Here is a 16,677-nt window from a genome sequence, read left to right as displayed (position 1 = left end):
GTCCGAAAGCCAGCCGAGCAATCTCGGCTCTAAGCCATCGGCGGCCTACCTCGTTGTGGCGTGATGGATCGGCGCGCCGGCGACCTTGCCGTCGTAGGTGCAATCGAATCCGGCAGCATCTTCGGTGATCGACCAGCGCTCTTCCTGTTCCCGGCCGTTGCGCTTGGTGTAGGACACCGTGACTTCGAACTGCTCCGGCAATTCGTTGCGCTGGATGAAAGCGATGATCTCCCCGCCTGTGACCAGAGTGGGATGGGTCTCGTCGATGAAATGCGTGCGGTCCTGGTAATGCCAGTACAGCGACACGCCCCAGATCTGCGCACCGTTGTTCTTGAGCACCAGCACGATGGCGGAATCGCCCATCGAACTCTCCGGCCGTAGGAACAGCCGCGGATCGTCCGCGGCGTACATGAAATCGGGAAGTTGTTCGGCGGGGCTGTTGCCGCGTTGCGCCGACCGCGCGATCTTGGCCATCTGCTCGCGCTGCTCGCGCAGTTCCTCGCGCTGTAACGCCAGTTCGCGGGTCTGGCCTTGAAGCCCGAGCCAGACCAGAACCAGCGCCAGAACCGACGCCATGCTGCCAAAGGTACTGGCTGCCACCGGAATCGAAAAACCCTCGCCGGAGAAGCCGGCGAGCGCCGCCACCACCAGCGAAACTCCAAAACCAGCCGCAATCCACTGATTCGTCGTGAGCATGGTCCAGTGTCCAGAATGCCGACGCGCCATCGTTGCATGTCCGGCGAAACTGCGGAACCCCCGGTCGGCGCGCGCATCCCTGATTGACAATTGCGCCATCGAGGCATTCAGGATGGCATCCAATTGTCTCCTGTGGTCAATTGGGGGCGATTCTCACTCCGCCTCGCTGGCGCCGACCCCCGGCTGACTCTACGATGCCCCGATGCATCGATTCGCGCGAATGGCAGCGGTACTGTGCGCCCTCTGGGCGAGCGCGCTGCACGCACTGGATCAGGTGGATCCCTATTTCGAATCGGTAGGCAGCACCGAGTCGATTCCCGACAACAACGTATCCGCGCTGGCGCAGGATTCGTCCGGTTTCTCTGGATCGGTACCCCCGACGGACTGATCCGCTATGACGGTTATCGCTTCGACTATTTCGATAACGATCCCGAGGATGCGGGTTCTCTGGGCGGCGACTTCGTCCGCGCCCTGGCGGCCGCGGCGGATGGCCGGCTGTGGGTGGGCACCAATGCCGACGGCGTCACCATCCTCGACCCGCAGGATGGCAGCATCGTGCGCCTGCGCGCAGGCTCCGGAGCGACCGATCTGGCCAGCAACACGGTGCGCGCACTGGCCGCTGATGCCCGTGGCGGCGTCTACATCGGTACCCGGGATGGCCTGGACTACTGGGATGCGAAGTCCAGGACGATCGAGCACCTGCGCCGGCGCTACGGGGACGGCACCACGGCCGATGACGAGCACGTGGTGGCGCTGCGGGTCGATCGCCACGGCAATGTGTGGATCGGGAGCTGGGGCGGCCTCGGCGTTCGTCGTGCCATCGGCGATGCCTTCGAACGCATCACGCTCGCGAGCGATACCGGGCGTAGCCTGGTCGGGGAGCAGGTGCAGGCGCTGATCGAGCGCGAACAGGGTGGCATCGTGATCGGCACCTCGCGCCGCGGCAGTTTCGTGTTGGACACCACGGCGACGACGCTGCGCCAGATTCCGGCGGATCCGCTAGGCGTCGCGGGTGACGACGTGCAGCCCTCGGTTCTGGCACTCCTGCAGCCCCGCGCCGACATCCTCTGGATCGCTGCATTCGGCGGCATCGACGTGGTCGACGCCGAAGATTTCCACCTGGTTCGGCGCATCCGGCCAGATCCGGCGGTCAGTTCCAGCCTGGCGCACGACCAGGTGCGCGCGATGCTGCGCGACAATGCCGGCCAGATCTGGATCGGCGGCTACGGCGGTGGGTTGCAGCGCCACGACCCGGCCAACGATGCCATCGGCGTGTTGCGCCATAGCCCCGGGCGCGCGCATACACTGAGTTCGCCGAGCGTCAGCAGCGTGCTCGAGGTCGATCCGGGAACGCTCTGGATCGGAACCCGTGGCAACGGCATCGACATCTGGGATCGCCAGCGCGGCGTGATCGCCGGCCATCGGCCGGATCCCGCTGATCCGGAGGCGCTGCGCAACGGTGTGATCTCGGGCCTGGCGAAAACCGGCGATGGCAAGCTGTGGGTCGCCACCGTGGACGGCCTGCATCGCTACGATCGCGACGCCGGCACCTTCACCCGTTTCGGAGTCGAAAGGGGCTTGCCCGATATTTACGTGCGTCGCTTGCTGGCAGCCCGCGAAGGCGGGTTGTGGATCGGCACCGACGCGGGACTCGCCCGGATGGCGGCGGGCTCGGACATCATCGAACGCCCGCCCGGCGCAGACCGCAAGCCGATCCGGGAGGACGTCAACGCGCTGGTCGAATCGGGCGACGGCCGGCTTTGGGTGGGAAGCTCTTCCGGACTGTACACGCTGACGGCAACCGATCCCGTCCAGCGGCGCGTCGCTTTGGTCGCCGGCCAGGACAATGTTCCGGTGAATGCGGGCGTGGTGGGCCTGTTGCTGGATCGGTCGGGCCAGTTCTGGGTCGACACGCCGGCTGGCCTCCATCGTGCGACCGGATTCGACGGACGTTCTGCGCGGCTGGAGCCCGTCAGTGCGCGCCTGGGTGCGGTTGGCGTGCCGTTCGGCGCGAACCTTCTGGAAGACGCGCAAGGCCGCATCTGGAGCCAGCGTTTCGTCTACGACCCGAGTCAGGACTCGCTGTACGAACTCGGTCGCGCGGATGGCGCCGACCTCGGTACGGCATGGTTCCGCGCCTATGCCAGTACCCGCGATGGGCTGCTGCTGTTTGGTGGCAGCAAGGGTCTGATGGTGGTCGATCCCGCGCGTTTTCGCCCCTGGGACTACACGCCGCCGCTGGTGGTGACCGACATCCAGGTCGGTGGTGCGCCGATTCACCTGACCAATACCGCCGAGGGCTTCGATGTCCTGCCGGGCCAGAGAGGATTCAGCGTCGAATTCGCCGCGCTCGATTACACCGCTCCACTGCGCAACCGCTACCAGTACCGCCTGGTGGGGTTCGACAGCGAATGGATCGACAGCGACGCGACCCGGCGCGTGGCCAGCTATACCCGCCTGAGTCCCGGTCGCTACACCCTGCAGGTCCGCGGCAGCGGGCGCACCGGGGTATTCAGTACCAGCGAACTGGCCATTCCGGTGCGCGTGGTGCCCGCGTTCTGGCAGACTTGGTGGTTCCTGGCGCTGGCCTCGGTGGTCGCCGGGCTGGCCATCTGGCTCGGTGTGCACCTGTACAACCTGCGCATTCAGCGCCGCGCGGAACAACTTGAGCGACTGATCGACCGGCGCACGTCCGAACTGACCCAGGCCAAGGACAGCGCCGAGCGCGCGTTGCGGCAACTGCAGAGCGCGCAGGACGAACTGGTCGCGCGCGAGAAGATGGCTTCGCTCGGCCAACTGGTGGCCGGCGTGGCGCACGAGATCAATACCCCGGTCGGCGTGGCGCTGACCGCGTCCTCGTATCTCAGCGAGCGCAGCGATGCACTGCGCGCGGCGCTCGCCGCGGGCAAGCTCAGCCGCAGCGAACTGGCGGAATTCATCGAGCAGACCCATGAGGCATCGACGATGGTCGGCCAGAACCTGGAGCGCGCATCCAGCCTTGTGCGCAGTTTCAAGCAGGTGTCGGTGGATCGCAGCAGCGACGACCGACGTCGCTTCGACCTCGGCGACAACCTGCGTGCCGTGGTCAGCAGCCTGGAGCTGACCTGGAAGCGCCGCCCGGTCCAGCTCGCCTTGAGCTGCGAGGAACGGATCGAACTCGAGAGCTATCCGGGGGCGCTTGGTCAGGTGGTCACCAACCTGATCCAGAACGCCCTGCTGCATGCCTTCGATGGCGCGCGCGGCGGCACCATGCGCCTGTCAGCCGCGCTCGCCGACAGCGAGCGTGTGCGCATCGTTTTCGAGGACGACGGCCTCGGCATCGGCAAGGAAGCTCTGGCGCGCGTGTTCGAACCCTTCTTCACCACCCGCCGCTCGCAAGGCGGCAGTGGACTCGGCCTGCACATTGTCTACAACCTGGTGACGGTCAAGCTCGGCGGCCGCATCGAGGCGCAGGGCGAACCGGGCGCCGGGATGCGTTTCGTGCTGCTGCTGCCGCTGCGGGCGCCACTGTAAGGGGTACGGGGCAGGGGCACGGGGCACGGGAAGACGTCGGGCCAGCTTCTGGTTTGAGCCAGGGTCGCGGAATTCGTCGAAGCAGTTGGTGGGCTCCGCCGGCCTTGCCGCGTGCCCTGCCCCCGCCGGCGTTCGCCGCCCTGCGGTGCATCGGCTCGCGCAGCGCGACCGGTCCGCACCCCCCGTGCCGCTATCTCCGTACCCCGCTGAAGGCCCCACGCTCGGTGCAGTTCGCATTGACCGACGGATAACTGGTGCTCGCGCGCAGGTTGATCACGACTGTCTTGTCGATGATGCGCATCTCGTCAATGGTGTAGGTCGCGGTCATGCGCGATTGGTTGGACGCGTTGCGGCAAATCCAGGTTCCGCTGCCCGTAAGGATGCCGCCTGATTGAGTCAGCGGGCCGGTGAGGTCACAGGTCAGTGCCTCGCCCAGCAGCGAGCCGCCGGTCTGGACGCGCAGCACCAAGGCCTGGTCGGTGCCGCCGATGATGATCCGGGAAGTGAAGGTGAAGGTGTCGATGTCCGGGAATCCCGCGCAGCTTGCATAGCCGGCGTAGGACCCAAGGTATTCGGCGATCAGGCTGGGCGTCTGGAAGGTGATGCGCTCGATGACCTTGCTCGCGCTCTGCCCATCGATGGTGTAGCTGACGCTGCCTGCTGTGAGCGAGCTGAAGTTGAGCGTCATCGTGCCGACATCGCGCACGGCGACCGTGGTCGGGTCGAAGGCGCCGAACAGTGCTGGCCCGCTGGTTTCGAACAGCGTTCCGGAGTAGCTCTCACCGTTGCCGCGCGGCGCGTTCGACAGCAGGTACCACACCGGCTTGCGATCCGGGCGATAGTGGAACATGACAGCCGAAATGACCTCGCCCTGCTGCAGCACCATCACGCCCCAGCCGCTTTCGCTCGGGCGCCACCACATGTCCTGGTAGTTGGCGGCAGCCGAAGCCGATGCCGCCGTGAGGAACAACCACGCGGCCAGCAGTGTGCGAAGGAATGCGGTCATCGGTCACCCGTCCGGTCGGAAAGCGCCGATGCTACGCGCGCCACGGATCTCGCGGGCCACCCGCGGATACACTCGGAACGCCCGACCAAGGAGTCCTCATCTTGCGCAAGTTCGTCTCCTGGCTGCCACTGGCGCTCTGTCTACTGTATGGCTGTAGTCCGGCTGGAATGCCTGCGCAGGAAGCGGCGCCGGACCAGCCCGTCTTGCCAACGGTCGCTCCAGCAGCGTTGCCGCGCGCGCAGGAACCGGAAGCCCCGTCGCCCCAGAGTGAAGCCCAGGCCTATCTCGACCGGGCGCGGGAGGCCGCTGAACAGCGGCATCGCGATGCGATGGCGAGTTGCGAATCGGCGTCCATCGATCGGCGAGATCTGTGCATCCAGAGCGCCGAAGACGGCTTGCTGGCCGAGATGCGCGCCGCACGCGTCGAGTACGATGCGCGAATGTCCCAGCCGGAATGAGCCGATTCCGGCGCGTTACATGCTGACGCATCTTCTTCGCGAAAGGGGCTTGACGGATGCTTATTCGCCGGACATACTTTCCTTTCTACGCGCCCGTAGCTCAGTTGGATAGAGTACCTGGCTACGAACCAGGTGGTCGGAGGTTCGAATCCTTCCGGGCGCGCCATTGCAATGAGTCGACGCCCGAACCCGTTTCGGGCGTCGATGTTTAGGGCTGGAGCAGCGGCGGCGGGGTTTGACCGCTCGCGATACTGGCCGTATCGTGTTGGATCGTGGGTGCGGTGCCGCAGGATGTACGCGGGGTATAGCGCAGTCTGGTAGCGCGCCAGCTTTGGGAGCTGGATGTCGTGGGTTCGAATCCCTCTACCCCGACCAGCCTCCGCGAGCGGTACAGTACTCGCGGTGGTGGCGTACCGCGCGGGCGGGACTACGGAGCCAAGCGCCCGTAGCTCAACCGGATAGAGCATCGGCCTTCTAAGCCGACGGTTGCAGGTTCGATTCCTGTCGGGCGCGCCAGTTGGACAAGGTTTACGGTGGTGGATGTAGCTCAGTCGGTAGAGCATCGGATTGTGATTCCGAGTGTCGCGGGTTCGAGCCCCGTCTTCCACCCCAGCCGTTTTTCGTGGGCTGTTAGCTCAATGGTAGAGCAGCTGACTCTTAATCAGTAGGTTCGGGGTTCGAGTCCCTGACAGCCCACCAACTTCTCGCCGGTCCCATCCCTGCAATCGATCATGCGAAAGTGGCGGAATGGTAGACGCGCTGGACTTAGAATCCAGTGGGGTAACCCGTGAGAGTTCGAGTCTCTCCTTTCGCACCAGGATCTCGGCAGCATCGCGCTGCCGCGTCAGTTCGTGATTTTTTGGAGGTTCCATGCAGGTTTCGGTCGAAAAGCTGGATGACTTCGCGCGCCGCGTGAAGGTCAGCGTGCCCGGCGAACGTTTCCAGGAAGGCATCCACGCGCGCATCCGCGAGCTGTCGAAGTCGGTGCAGCTCAAGGGCTTTCGTCAGGGCAAGGTACCGCCGGTGGTGATCGAGAAGCGCTACGGTGCGCAGATCCGGGACGAGGTCACCCAGAACCTGATCCGCGACACCCTCACCGAAGCGTTCCAGCAACACAACCTGCGTCCGGCGCATTCGCCGAACGTCACCCGTGACAACGCGGCCGCCGGTGAATTCGCCTACGTCGCCACCTTCGACGTGATGCCGGAATTCCCGGCCATCGAAGTTGCCGACCTCGAGATTTCGCGCGATGTGGCCCAGGCCACCGATGCCGACATCGATCGCATGATCGATACCCTGCGGCGCCAGCGCATGAGCTTCCGCCCGGTCGAGCGCACCGCGCAGGCCGGCGATTTCGTCGCCTTCGAATTCGTCATCAACGGCGAAAGCTCGCGCATCCCGGAAGAGGGCGTCGAGCGCGGCCTCACCGCGATCGGCCAGAAGGCGGTGCTGCCGGAGATCGAAGACGCGCTGGTCGGCATGAGCGCTGACGAGACGAAGACGATCTCGACGACCTTCGCCGAGGACTATCGCGACACCCGCCTTGCGGGCAAGAGCGCGTCGATCGAGATCAAGGTGACGCGTATCAACGAGGGCGTACTGCCGGAGGTCGACGACACTTTCGCCCGCAGCTTCAACATCCCCGGTGGTGTCGAGGCTTTCCGCCGCGAAGTGCGCGCGAACCTCGAGCGCGAGCTCGGCCAGGCGCTTTCCGCACGCCTGCGCGGGGCGGTCGTCGAGCAGTTGCTGAAGAAGTACGATCATCTGGGTGTGCCGAACTCGTTGGTGATGGAAGAGGCCAAGACCCTGCAGCGCCAGGCCGTCGCCGAGATGACCGAGCGCGCCAAGCGCGCCGGCCAGCCGGTGCCGCCGGAGCCGGCCCTGGACAGTCTCAAGGACATCGCCCGCCGCCGTGTGCTCGCCGCGATGCTGCTGAACGAGATCGCGGTGAAGAACGGCCTGCGCCTGGACGAGAACCGCGTGCGCACCGCGCTCGCCGCGATCGCCTCGACCTACGAGGATCCGAATGAAGTCGTGCAGATGTACCAGCAGGACCAGCGCCTGATGAACAACCTGCGCGCCCGCGTGATGGACGAGCAGGTGGCAGAATGGGTGGCTGGCCACTGCAAGGTCACTGAAGTCGAACGCACCTTCAAGGAAGTGCTGCAGCCGGGCGCCTGATCGGCTCCTGCGGTGCGCAGAAAAAGGCGCGGGGCGCGGCTCCGCGCCTTTTTTGCTTCAGGGGCCTGTTGCGGCTGGAGGGCACGAAGGCATGAGGGCACGAGGGCACGCCAGTACCTCGTCCCAGATCCAGCCTCGGCTCGCTGCGATAGTGCTTGCATTGATCTGCAGAATCACGAGCCTCCTCGTGCCCTCGTGCCCTCGTGCCCTCGTGCCCTCGTGCCCTCGTGCCCTCGTCCATGGTGCTGCGCATTGAAATCCGCTAGAACGGGCCCCATCCCAAGTTGCCGACTCCGGAGTCCCCGATGGCCAACGACATCCGCGCTTTGAATCTGGTTCCGATCGTCGTCGAGCAGAGCGCTCGTGGTGAGCGCGCCTACGACATCTATTCGCGCCTGCTGAAGGAGCGCGTGATTTTTTGCGTCGGGCCGATCGACGACTACATGGCCAACGTGATCGTGGCCCAGTTGCTGTTCCTCGAATCCGACAATCCGGACAAGGACATCAATCTTTACATCAACAGTCCGGGTGGCGCGGTCACCGCCGGCATGGCGATCTACGACACCATGCAGTTCGTCAAGCCGGCGATCAGCACCATGTGCATCGGCCAGGCGGCCAGCATGGGCGCGGTGCTGCTGGCGGCTGGCGCGCCAGGCAAGCGCTACTGCCTGCCGAATTCGCGCGTGATGATTCACCAGCCGCTCGGTGGCTATTCCGGACAGGCATCGGATATCGACATCCATGCCCGCGAAATCCTGCTGATCCGCGAGAAACTGAATCGCATCCTGGCCACCCACACTGGCCAGCCGATCGACCGCATCGCGCGCGACACCGACCGCGACTACTTCACGAGCGCCGACGACCCGCGCGCCTATGGACTGGTCGATGCGGTGCTCGATCGCCGCGCCGAAGCCACCATCAAGTCCGTCTGACCCGGCCAGCGCGCGGGCTTGAAGTCCGTGCGCCGAGCCCGGTTTCCCCGCCCGGCACGCGGAATTGCGCGCCGAAATCCCGTGATATGCTCGGGCCGGATGCGTCCCGAGGGTGATTCATTGTTGAGGTTCACGAATGTCTGACGATCGCCAGCACCGCTCCGGAGACGGCGGCAAAGTGCTGTATTGCTCCTTCTGCGGAAAGAGCCAGCACGAAGTCCGCAAGCTGATCGCCGGCCCCAGCGTGTTCATCTGCGATGAATGCGTGGAACTGTGCAACGACATCATCCGCGAGGAACTGGAAGACAAGGCGCAGGCCGGTCGCAGCAGCCTGCCCAAGCCGCGCGAGATCCTGGAAGTTCTCGACCAGTACGTCATCGGCCAGCAGCGCGCGAAGAAGATCCTCTCAGTCGCGGTGCACAATCATTACAAGCGCCTGGAGTCGCGCCAGCGCGGCGACGATGTCGAACTGGCCAAGAGCAACATCCTGCTGATCGGTCCCACCGGTTCGGGCAAGACCCTGCTGGCGGAAACGCTGGCGCGCCTGCTCAATGTGCCGTTCACCATCGCCGACGCCACCACGCTGACCGAGGCCGGTTATGTGGGCGAGGACGTCGAGAACATCATCCAGAAGCTGCTGCAGAAGTGCGACTACGAAGTCGACAAGGCGCAGACCGGCATCGTCTACATCGACGAAATCGACAAGATCTCGCGCAAGAGCGAGAACCCGTCGATCACCCGCGACGTTTCCGGCGAGGGCGTGCAGCAGGCGCTGCTGAAGCTGATCGAGGGCACCGTCGCCAGCGTGCCGCCGCAGGGCGGGCGCAAGCATCCGCAGCAGGAATTCCTGCAGGTCGACACCAAGAACATCCTGTTCATCTGCGGCGGCGCGTTCGCCGGCCTGGAGAAAATCATCCAGGCGCGCTCCACCTCCACCGGCATCGGCTTCGCTGCCGATATCCGCAGCACCCAGGGCCGTCGCAGCGTCGGCCAGGTCCTGCTGGAAGTTGAGCCGGAGGACCTGATCCGTTTCGGCCTGATCCCCGAGTTGATCGGCCGCCTGCCGGTGGTCGCCACGCTCGAAGAACTCGACGAGTCGGCCCTGGTGCGCATCCTGTCGGAGCCGAAGAACGCGCTGGTCAAGCAGTTCAAGCGCCTGTTCGAGATGGAGGGCGTGGACCTGGAGTTCCGCCCGGACGCGCTCGCCGCGATCGCGCGCAAGGCACTCGAGCGCCGCACCGGTGCGCGTGGCCTGCGCACCATCGTCGAGCAGGTGCTGCTGGACACCATGTACGACCTGCCCTCGATGACCAACGTCAGCAAGATCGTGGTCGACGAGGCCGTCATCAATGGCACCGCCGAGCCCTACCTGATCTACGAAGGCAACGCCCAGCCGCGGACGGCGGCCCAGTAAGGGCGGGGTTGCGGTGGCTTGCGCCGGACTGGCGGCGAGTGATCTTCGGATAACCTGAGTCCGGTTGTTGGTTCTTGGTTGTTGGTTGTCGGCAGCCAAGCGCGTACGCCGCAGCCCAAGCGTCAGCGGCTTCAGCCGCGATCTTTCCTGCGGCGGCCGACAGAGGCTCGCGACTGTAGCCGCTCCCACAGGCCTGCGGCCCGCCGGCATTTGCTGCCAACAACCAACAACCGAGAACCAACAACCGGGCGCCAGCCCCGCGCCCCTCGGTTCCCTCACCCGCACCATGGCTGACCGGAGCCGCTTGCATTCCCGCGCTCGGCCCCCAATTCTCGTTCCATCGAGGACGGTTCCCGTCCGGCAATGGAGAGATTCATGTCCGCATCCACGCGCCTGGACTTCGGCACTGGCGAGCGATCCCTGCCGATCCTGCCGCTGCGCGATGTCGTCGTCTATCCGCACATGGTGATTCCGCTGTTCGTCGGGCGCGAGCGCTCGATGAAGGCGCTGGAATCGGCGATGGATGGCGACAAGCAGATTCTGCTGATCAGCCAACGAGCGCCCGAGATCGACGATCCTCGCCCCGAGGAAATGTACGAGGTCGGCACCCAGGCCTCGGTGCTGCAGTTGCTGAAGCTACCCGATGGCACGATCAAGTTGCTGGTCGAGGGCCTCAAGCGCGTCGCGATCACCGCGGTCAGTGAGGCCGACGGTGTTTATCGCGCGGTCCCGGTCGAGATCGAGTCCAACATGGACCGCGAGCCGCGCGAGGTGGACGTGCTGTCGCGCACGCTGCTGTCGCAGTTCGAGCAGTTGGTGAAGCTCAACCGCAAGATCCCGCCCGAGTTGCTGTCGACCTTGGGCGCGATCGACGATCCGAGCCGTTTGCCGATACCATCGCTGCGCACCTGTCGATCAAGCTGTCCGACAAGCAGAGCCTGCTGGAGACGGCGGGCATCGGCGCGCGCCTGGAAATGCTGATGGCGGCGGTGGACGCCGAGATCGATGTGCTGCAGATCGAGAAGCGCATCCGCGGCCGGGTCAAGACGCAGATGGAGAAGAGCCAGCGCGAGTACTACCTGAATGAGCAGATGAAGGCCATCCAGAAGGAACTTGGCGAGCTGGACGAAGCGCCGAACGAGATGGATGAGCTGGCGCGCCGCATCGAAAAGGCCGGCATGCCCAAGGAAGTGGCGGCCAAGGCGCGCACCGAACTCAACAAGCTGAAGATGATGTCGCCGATGTCGGCCGAGGCGACGGTCGTGCGCAACTACATCGACTGGCTGGCGAACGTGCCGTGGAGCGAGCGCTCGCGCATCCGCAAGAACCTCGCTGAAGCCAAGCGCGTGCTCGACGAGGACCATTTCGGCCTGGAGAAGGTCAAGGAGCGCATCCTCGAGTATCTCGCCGTGCAGACGCGCGTGAAGCACATGAAGGCTCCGATCCTGTGCCTGGTCGGCCCGCCGGGCGTGGGCAAGACCTCGTTGGGGCAGTCGATCGCGCGGGCCACCGGACGCAAGTTCGTGCGCATGTCGCTCGGCGGCGTGCGCGACGAGGCCGAGATCCGTGGCCACCGCCGCACCTACATCGGCTCGCTGCCCGGCCGCATCGTGCAGAACCTGGCCAAGGTCAAGACCAAGAACCCGCTGCTGATGCTCGACGAGCTGGACAAGATGTCGATGGATTTCCGCGGCGATCCCTCGTCGGCGCTGCTGGAGGTGCTCGATCCGGAACAGAACCACAGCTTCAACGACCACTACCTGGAAGTCGACCTCGACCTGTCCGAGGTGATGTTCATCGGCACTGCGAACTCGCTGAACATCCCCGGCCCGCTGCTCGACCGCATGGAGGTGATCCGCATCCCGGGCTACACCGAGGATGAGAAGGTGGCGATCGCCAAGAAATACCTGCTGCCCAAGCAGATCAAGGCGAACGGGCTCAAGCCGACGGAGATCAGCGTCAGCGATGGCGTGCTGGTCGACATGATCCGCTACTACACCCGTGAAGCCGGCGTGCGCAGCCTGGAGCGCGAGATCAGCAAGATCTGCCGCAAGGTGGTCAAGGAGCTTTCGCTGAAGGCCGGGAAGGCGAAGGGCACGAAAGCGGCCAAGGGTGAGGCGCCACAGAAAGTCGTGAAGCTGACCAAGCCGGGCGGGCCGAAGTCGATTGCGGTCACCAGCAAGAACCTCGACAAGTTCCTGGGTGTGCGCCGCTTCCAGTACGGCCTTGCCGAGGAGAAGGACGAAGTCGGACTGGTGACCGGGCTCGCCTGGACCGAGGTCGGCGGCGACATCCTCAGCATCGAATCGTCGATCGTGCCGGGCAAGGGCAAACTGATCCAGACCGGCCAGCTCGGCGAGGTGATGCAGGAATCGGTGCAGGCGGCGCTTTCGGTGGTGCGCAGCCGCAGCCAGTCGCTCGGCATCGACCCCGACTTTCACCAGAAGTGGGATATCCACGTGCACGTCCCGGAAGGCGCCACCCCGAAAGACGGCCCAAGCGCGGGTATCGGCATGTGCACCGCGCTGGTTTCGGCCCTGACCAAGATCCCCGTGCGCTCGTCGGTGGCGATGACCGGCGAGATCACACTGCGCGGACGGGTGCTGCCGATCGGTGGACTCAAGGAGAAGCTGCTGGCCGCTCATCGCGGTGGCATCCAGACCGTGATCATCCCCGACGACAACCGCAAGGATCTCGCCGACATCCCGGCCAACGTCACCGATGCGCTGGTGATCAAGCCGGTGAAGTGGATCGACGAAGTGCTTGACATCGCACTGGTCAGCTCGCCGCTGCCGGTCGCGGAGAGCGCGGCGGCGCGCAGCGAAGAAGCTGCGCCGGCTGCCTCTGCGGAAGCGCCGCAGGCGCCGGGCGTCGTGCGCCACTGAAGCGTGCGCGCGTCCGGTGCGAGTGCTGAACCCGCGCCGTGTACGATCCGTTCCGCTTTGTTGCGTGGGCATTTCTCGCCTGATATAAAGCGCCAGCGCTGATCGTCGCACCCACCAGGCGCTGGCAAACAAGCGCCGGCTCCAGCTGACCGAACAGCCGATCGCCTCAATACTCATCACCATGATCGGCAGCCAACGCCGGCTGCCGATTCCGAAGGGAGTTTCACTGTATGAAGAAGACTGACGTCATCAACGCGGTCGCCGACGCCGCCGATCTCAGCAAGGCTGATGCTGGCCGTGCGCTCGACGCGTTCATCAACGTCGTCACCAAGGCGCTGAAGTCGGGCGACAGCGTGACGCTGACCGGCTTCGGCACCTTCGCCGTGCGCAAGCGCGCTGCGCGCCAGGGCCGCAATCCGCAGACCGGTGCGACGATCAAGATCAAGGCCTCGAAGAATCCTGGTTTCAAGGCTGGCAAAGCGCTCAAGGATGCTGTAAACTAAGCGGCTCGTCTGCTGGGTGCTTAGCTCAGCGGTAGAGCGTCGCCCTTACAAGGCGAGGGTCGGGGGTTCGATCCCCTCAGCACCCACCAAGTTTCAATGGAGCGGTAGTTCAGTCGGTTAGAATACCGGCCTGTCACGCCGGGGGTCGCGGGTTCGAGCCCCGTCCGCTCCGCCAATCCTGACACGGGCGCCTAAGGGCGCCCGTGTCATTTCCGGACTACGCATCCGCTGGCGAGTCCATTCATCGAAACAACAGGTTCCTGATCATGCTGCAGGCGATCCGCGAGAAGTTTTCAGGCTGGATTCTCATCATCATCATGCTGTTGCTGGTCGTGCCTTTTGCACTGTTCGGCATCAACAACTACTTCCAGACCCAGATCGAGACCTTCGTCGCCAAGGTCAACGACACCGAGATCACTCCGCAGCAGTTCCAGGAACGCATCGACCTGCAGCGCCGCCAGATGCGCCAGATGCTGGGCCAGGACGCCGACATCAGCTTCGTCGACACCATCGACAACAAGCGCCGCGTGCTCGACTCCCTGATCGACGAGGAACTGCGCTACCAGGACGCGCGCGCCGCCGGCGTCGAGGTCCCGGAAGCGAAGCTGCGCAGCGAGATCCTCGCGATCGATGCGTTCAAGCCCAGCGGCACCTTCGACCAGGACACCTACGTTGCGGTGCTGCGCAACATGAGCATGACGCCCGCGATGTTCCAGCAGCGCATGGTGCGCGACATGGCCTCGCGCGAGATCGTCTCGCGCCTGGCCGGCAGCGCGATCGTCACTGATGCCGAGGTCGACGCTTACCTGCGATTGCAGAATCAGACCCGCAGCTTCACCTCGGTGCAGCTGAGGTCGGCCGATGAGACGGTGCCAGTGCCGACCGAAGATGAAATCGCCAAGGACTATGAGGCGCGCAAGGACGAATTGAAGACGCCGGAAATGGTGATCCTCGATTACGTCGAGCTGAAGATGGCCGAGATCTCCGTGGCTGCGCTGAGCGAGGAAGACCTCAAGGCGCGCTACGACGAGATGAAGGATCGCTACGTGGTGCCGGAGCAGCGTCTGGCCAGCCATGTGCTCGTCGAGGTGGCCGGCGGGGCCGATGCCGAAGCGCAAAAAGCGGCGCTGGCGAAGGCCGAGTCGCTGCTGGCCGAGATCCGTGGCGGCAAGGACTTTGCCGAGGTTGCCAAGGCGAGCTCGGACGACATCGGCTCGAAGGAACAGGGCGGTGATCTGGGCTGGATCGAGAGCGGTGCCAATGACCCGGCGTTCGACGAGGCCCTGTTCCAACTGGAAGTCGGCAAAGTCAGCGAGCCGGTGCTGGGCGCGAATGGCTATCACCTGATCCAGCTGCGTGAAATCAGGGCCGGCAGCCAGCGGCCCTTCGACGAGGTCAAGGGCGAGATCGAGGCCGAATACCGCACCAGCGAACAGGAGCGGCTGTTTTCCGAAAAGGCCGGCGAGCTGGTCGATGCCATCCATGCCGACCCGCAGTCGCTGCAGGGGCCGGCCGACAAGGTCCAGCTCGAAGTGAAGCGCACCGCTCCCTTCGCGCGCACGGGTGGCGCCGACATCGCCGCAAACCCGGAGGTTGTCCAGCAGGCCTTTTCCGAACTGGTGCTCGACCGCGGGCAGACCAGCGACCTGATCGACCTCAGCAAGGACCACGTGGTTGCGATCCGCGTGGCCGAACGCAAGGCGCCGGAACCGCGCACGCTGGACCAGGTGCGCGGAGAGATTGCCGCCACCCTGACCCAGAAGGCCCAGCGCGCGCAGCTCGAGGCCAAGGCCAAGGCGTTGGAAGCGCGCCTGGCGGGCGGCGAAACGCTGGACGCGATTGCGAAGGAACTGGGCAAGACGCCGAATGTCGCCGACGCCGTCGTGCGCACCGCCGGCAACCAGGATGGGCGAATTCTCGAGCAGGTGTTCAAGATGCCGCGTCCGGCGGGTACCCCGGTGCGCAAGGCGCTCCGACTCGGCGACGACGAGCAGGCGCTGGTCGAACTGACCGCGGTCGTCGATGGCGATCCGAAGGCCGCCGAGCAGGCGGCGCGCGACGCCGCGCGCTCGCAGCTGGTGGCGCAATGGACCGAGGCCGAGACCGGCGCCTACGTCAAGGCGCTGCGCCAGCAGGCCGAGATCAAGATCGCCGAGGACCGGCTGTAAGCGTTTAGCGGGGCTGGCGATACGGGGGCGCGGGGCACGGGAAAACCGCTTGGCGGAACCCGGCCAGGCCCCCGCCGTGATTCGGGGTGCCAGGGCCTCTGTCCGCGCCCCGTCCCTCAGCCGGCAAGCAACTCGCCCATGCTGACGTGGCTGTAACCGGAATCCACGTACAGCACCTCGCCGGTTATGCCCGAGGCGAGGTCCGAGCAGAGGAAGGCGGCGGCATTGCCGACATCCTCGATGGTCACGCTGCGACGCAGCGGCGAGACCTTTTCCACATGGTCCAGCATCTTGCGGAAGTTTCCGATTCCGGCTGCCGCGAGGGTCTTGATCGGGCCTGCGGAGATGGCGTTGACGCGCGTGCCCTCGGGTCCCAGGTCCTGCGCCAGGTAGCGCACACACGCTTCCAGTGAGGCCTTTGCCAGGCCCATGACGTTGTAGTTGGGCATCGCGCGCACGGCGCCGAGGTAGCTCAGCGTGATCAGCGCGCCGTTGCGACCCTTCATCAGTTCGCGCGCACCCTTGGCCAGGGCAGCGAAGCTGTAGCTGCTGATCTCGTGCGCCGTGTTGAAGCCCTCGCGCGTGACCGCGTCGATGAAGCGGCCCTGGATCTGCTCGCGCGGCGCGAAAGCGATCGAATGCACCAGGATGTCGAATCCGTCCCAATGCCGCGCCAGTTCGGCGTACATGCGATCGACATCGCCATCGACCGCCACATCGCAGGCAAGCACTGGCCCGCCGCCGAACTCGCCCGCCGCCTGGTCGACGCGTTCCTTGAGGCGTTCGTTCTGGTAGGTGAAGGCCAGTTCCGCGCCCTGCGCATGCATCGCCTGGGCGATTCCCCACGCGATCGAGCGATGCGACGCAATGCCGGTGACCAGGGCGCGCTTGCCGCTGAGAAAACCCATGTTCTTGCTCCCG

Annotated in this window: 10 protein-coding genes, 8 tRNA genes and 1 pseudogene; 16 read left to right on the top strand and 3 right to left on the bottom strand. The window is 65.2% G+C overall.

Annotation, left to right across the window (positions count from 1 at the left end):
* Positions 1-45 precede the first annotated feature (45 nt).
* A complete protein-coding gene (locus tag IPK27_03430; GenBank protein ID MBK8066692.1) occupies positions 46-696 on the bottom strand; it encodes a hypothetical protein in 651 nt (216 codons plus the stop codon).
* A 234-nt stretch (positions 697-930) separates the two neighbouring features.
* On the opposite strand from IPK27_03430, the gene IPK27_03425 reads away from it, so the two are divergent.
* Complete coding sequence (locus IPK27_03425; GenBank protein ID MBK8066691.1) at positions 931-4,209, top strand: hypothetical protein; 3,279 nt, start codon at positions 931-933, stop codon at positions 4,207-4,209.
* 190 nt (positions 4,210-4,399) lie between these two features.
* Here IPK27_03425 and IPK27_03420 read toward each other — a convergent pair whose 3' ends face one another.
* On the bottom strand, positions 4,400-5,215 hold the full coding sequence (locus tag IPK27_03420) for a hypothetical protein (GenBank protein ID MBK8066690.1): 816 nt from the start codon (positions 5,213-5,215) through the stop codon (positions 4,400-4,402).
* Positions 5,216-5,316: 101 nt separating this feature from the next.
* Between IPK27_03420 and IPK27_03415 the strand changes: the two genes are divergently transcribed.
* The 15 genes and pseudogenes from IPK27_03415 to IPK27_03345 all read left to right on the top strand — a co-directional run bounded on the left by IPK27_03415 (position 5,317) and on the right by IPK27_03345 (position 15,756).
* Positions 5,317-5,673, top strand: coding sequence for a hypothetical protein (locus IPK27_03415; protein MBK8066689.1), 357 nt, complete (start codon positions 5,317-5,319; stop codon positions 5,671-5,673).
* An 89-nt stretch (positions 5,674-5,762) separates the two neighbouring features.
* Positions 5,763-5,839, top strand: a tRNA-Arg gene (locus IPK27_03410).
* A 132-nt stretch (positions 5,840-5,971) separates the two neighbouring features.
* Positions 5,972-6,048 (top strand) — tRNA-Pro (locus IPK27_03405).
* A 64-nt stretch (positions 6,049-6,112) separates the two neighbouring features.
* Positions 6,113-6,189, top strand: a tRNA-Arg gene (locus IPK27_03400).
* A gap of 20 nt (positions 6,190-6,209) precedes the next feature.
* A tRNA-His gene (locus tag IPK27_03395) sits at positions 6,210-6,285 on the top strand.
* Between the two features lie 12 nt (positions 6,286-6,297).
* Positions 6,298-6,372: transfer RNA gene (locus tag IPK27_03390), tRNA-Lys, on the top strand.
* Positions 6,373-6,406: 34 nt separating this feature from the next.
* Positions 6,407-6,490 (top strand) — tRNA-Leu (locus tag IPK27_03385).
* 53 nt (positions 6,491-6,543) lie between these two features.
* On the top strand, positions 6,544-7,854 hold the full coding sequence (locus IPK27_03380; protein ID MBK8066688.1) for a trigger factor: 1,311 nt from the start codon (positions 6,544-6,546) through the stop codon (positions 7,852-7,854).
* A gap of 305 nt (positions 7,855-8,159) precedes the next feature.
* Positions 8,160-8,786 carry an ATP-dependent Clp endopeptidase proteolytic subunit ClpP gene (gene clpP, locus IPK27_03375; protein ID MBK8066687.1) on the top strand — a complete coding sequence of 209 codons (627 nt, stop codon included), beginning with the start codon at positions 8,160-8,162 and terminating at the stop codon, positions 8,784-8,786.
* 136 nt (positions 8,787-8,922) lie between these two features.
* Complete coding sequence (clpX, locus tag IPK27_03370) at positions 8,923-10,200, top strand: ATP-dependent Clp protease ATP-binding subunit ClpX (protein ID MBK8066686.1); 1,278 nt, start codon at positions 8,923-8,925, stop codon at positions 10,198-10,200.
* A gap of 462 nt (positions 10,201-10,662) precedes the next feature.
* Positions 10,663-13,085: pseudogene (gene lon, locus IPK27_03365) on the top strand (endopeptidase La).
* A gap of 230 nt (positions 13,086-13,315) precedes the next feature.
* Positions 13,316-13,588, top strand: coding sequence for an HU family DNA-binding protein (locus tag IPK27_03360; protein ID MBK8066685.1), 273 nt, complete (start codon positions 13,316-13,318; stop codon positions 13,586-13,588).
* A gap of 14 nt (positions 13,589-13,602) precedes the next feature.
* Positions 13,603-13,677 (top strand) — tRNA-Val (locus tag IPK27_03355).
* Between the two features lie 9 nt (positions 13,678-13,686).
* Positions 13,687-13,763 (top strand) — tRNA-Asp (locus tag IPK27_03350).
* Positions 13,764-13,854: 91 nt separating this feature from the next.
* Positions 13,855-15,756, top strand: a complete 1,902-nt coding sequence (locus IPK27_03345; protein ID MBK8066684.1) for a SurA N-terminal domain-containing protein — start codon at positions 13,855-13,857, stop codon at positions 15,754-15,756.
* 116 nt (positions 15,757-15,872) lie between these two features.
* Here IPK27_03345 and IPK27_03340 read toward each other — a convergent pair whose 3' ends face one another.
* Positions 15,873-16,664, bottom strand: coding sequence for an enoyl-ACP reductase (locus IPK27_03340; GenBank protein ID MBK8066683.1), 792 nt, complete (start codon positions 16,662-16,664; stop codon positions 15,873-15,875).
* Between the last annotated feature and the right edge of the window lie 13 nt (positions 16,665-16,677).

It is taken from the genome of Rhodanobacteraceae bacterium (assembly GCA_016713135.1).
GTDB lineage: Bacteria > Pseudomonadota > Gammaproteobacteria > Xanthomonadales > SZUA-5 > JADKFD01.
Note: the sequence above shows the minus strand (reverse complement) of the source record. Positions and strands in the feature narration are given on the sequence as shown.

Coding starts and splice junctions, on each gene's coding strand:
- IPK27_03430 (MBK8066692.1), bottom strand. CDS start 696: ATGCTCACGACGAATCAGTGGATTGCGGCTGGTTTTGGAGTTTCGCTG.
- IPK27_03420 (MBK8066690.1), bottom strand. CDS start 5,215: ATGACCGCATTCCTTCGCACACTGCTGGCCGCGTGGTTGTTCCTCACG.
- IPK27_03380 (MBK8066688.1), top strand. CDS start 6,544: ATGCAGGTTTCGGTCGAAAAGCTGGATGACTTCGCGCGCCGCGTGAAG.
- clpP (MBK8066687.1), top strand. CDS start 8,160: ATGGCCAACGACATCCGCGCTTTGAATCTGGTTCCGATCGTCGTCGAG.
- clpX (MBK8066686.1), top strand. CDS start 8,923: ATGTCTGACGATCGCCAGCACCGCTCCGGAGACGGCGGCAAAGTGCTG.
- IPK27_03360 (MBK8066685.1), top strand. CDS start 13,316: ATGAAGAAGACTGACGTCATCAACGCGGTCGCCGACGCCGCCGATCTC.
- IPK27_03345 (MBK8066684.1), top strand. CDS start 13,855: ATGCTGCAGGCGATCCGCGAGAAGTTTTCAGGCTGGATTCTCATCATC.
- IPK27_03340 (MBK8066683.1), bottom strand. CDS start 16,664: ATGGGTTTTCTCAGCGGCAAGCGCGCCCTGGTCACCGGCATTGCGTCG.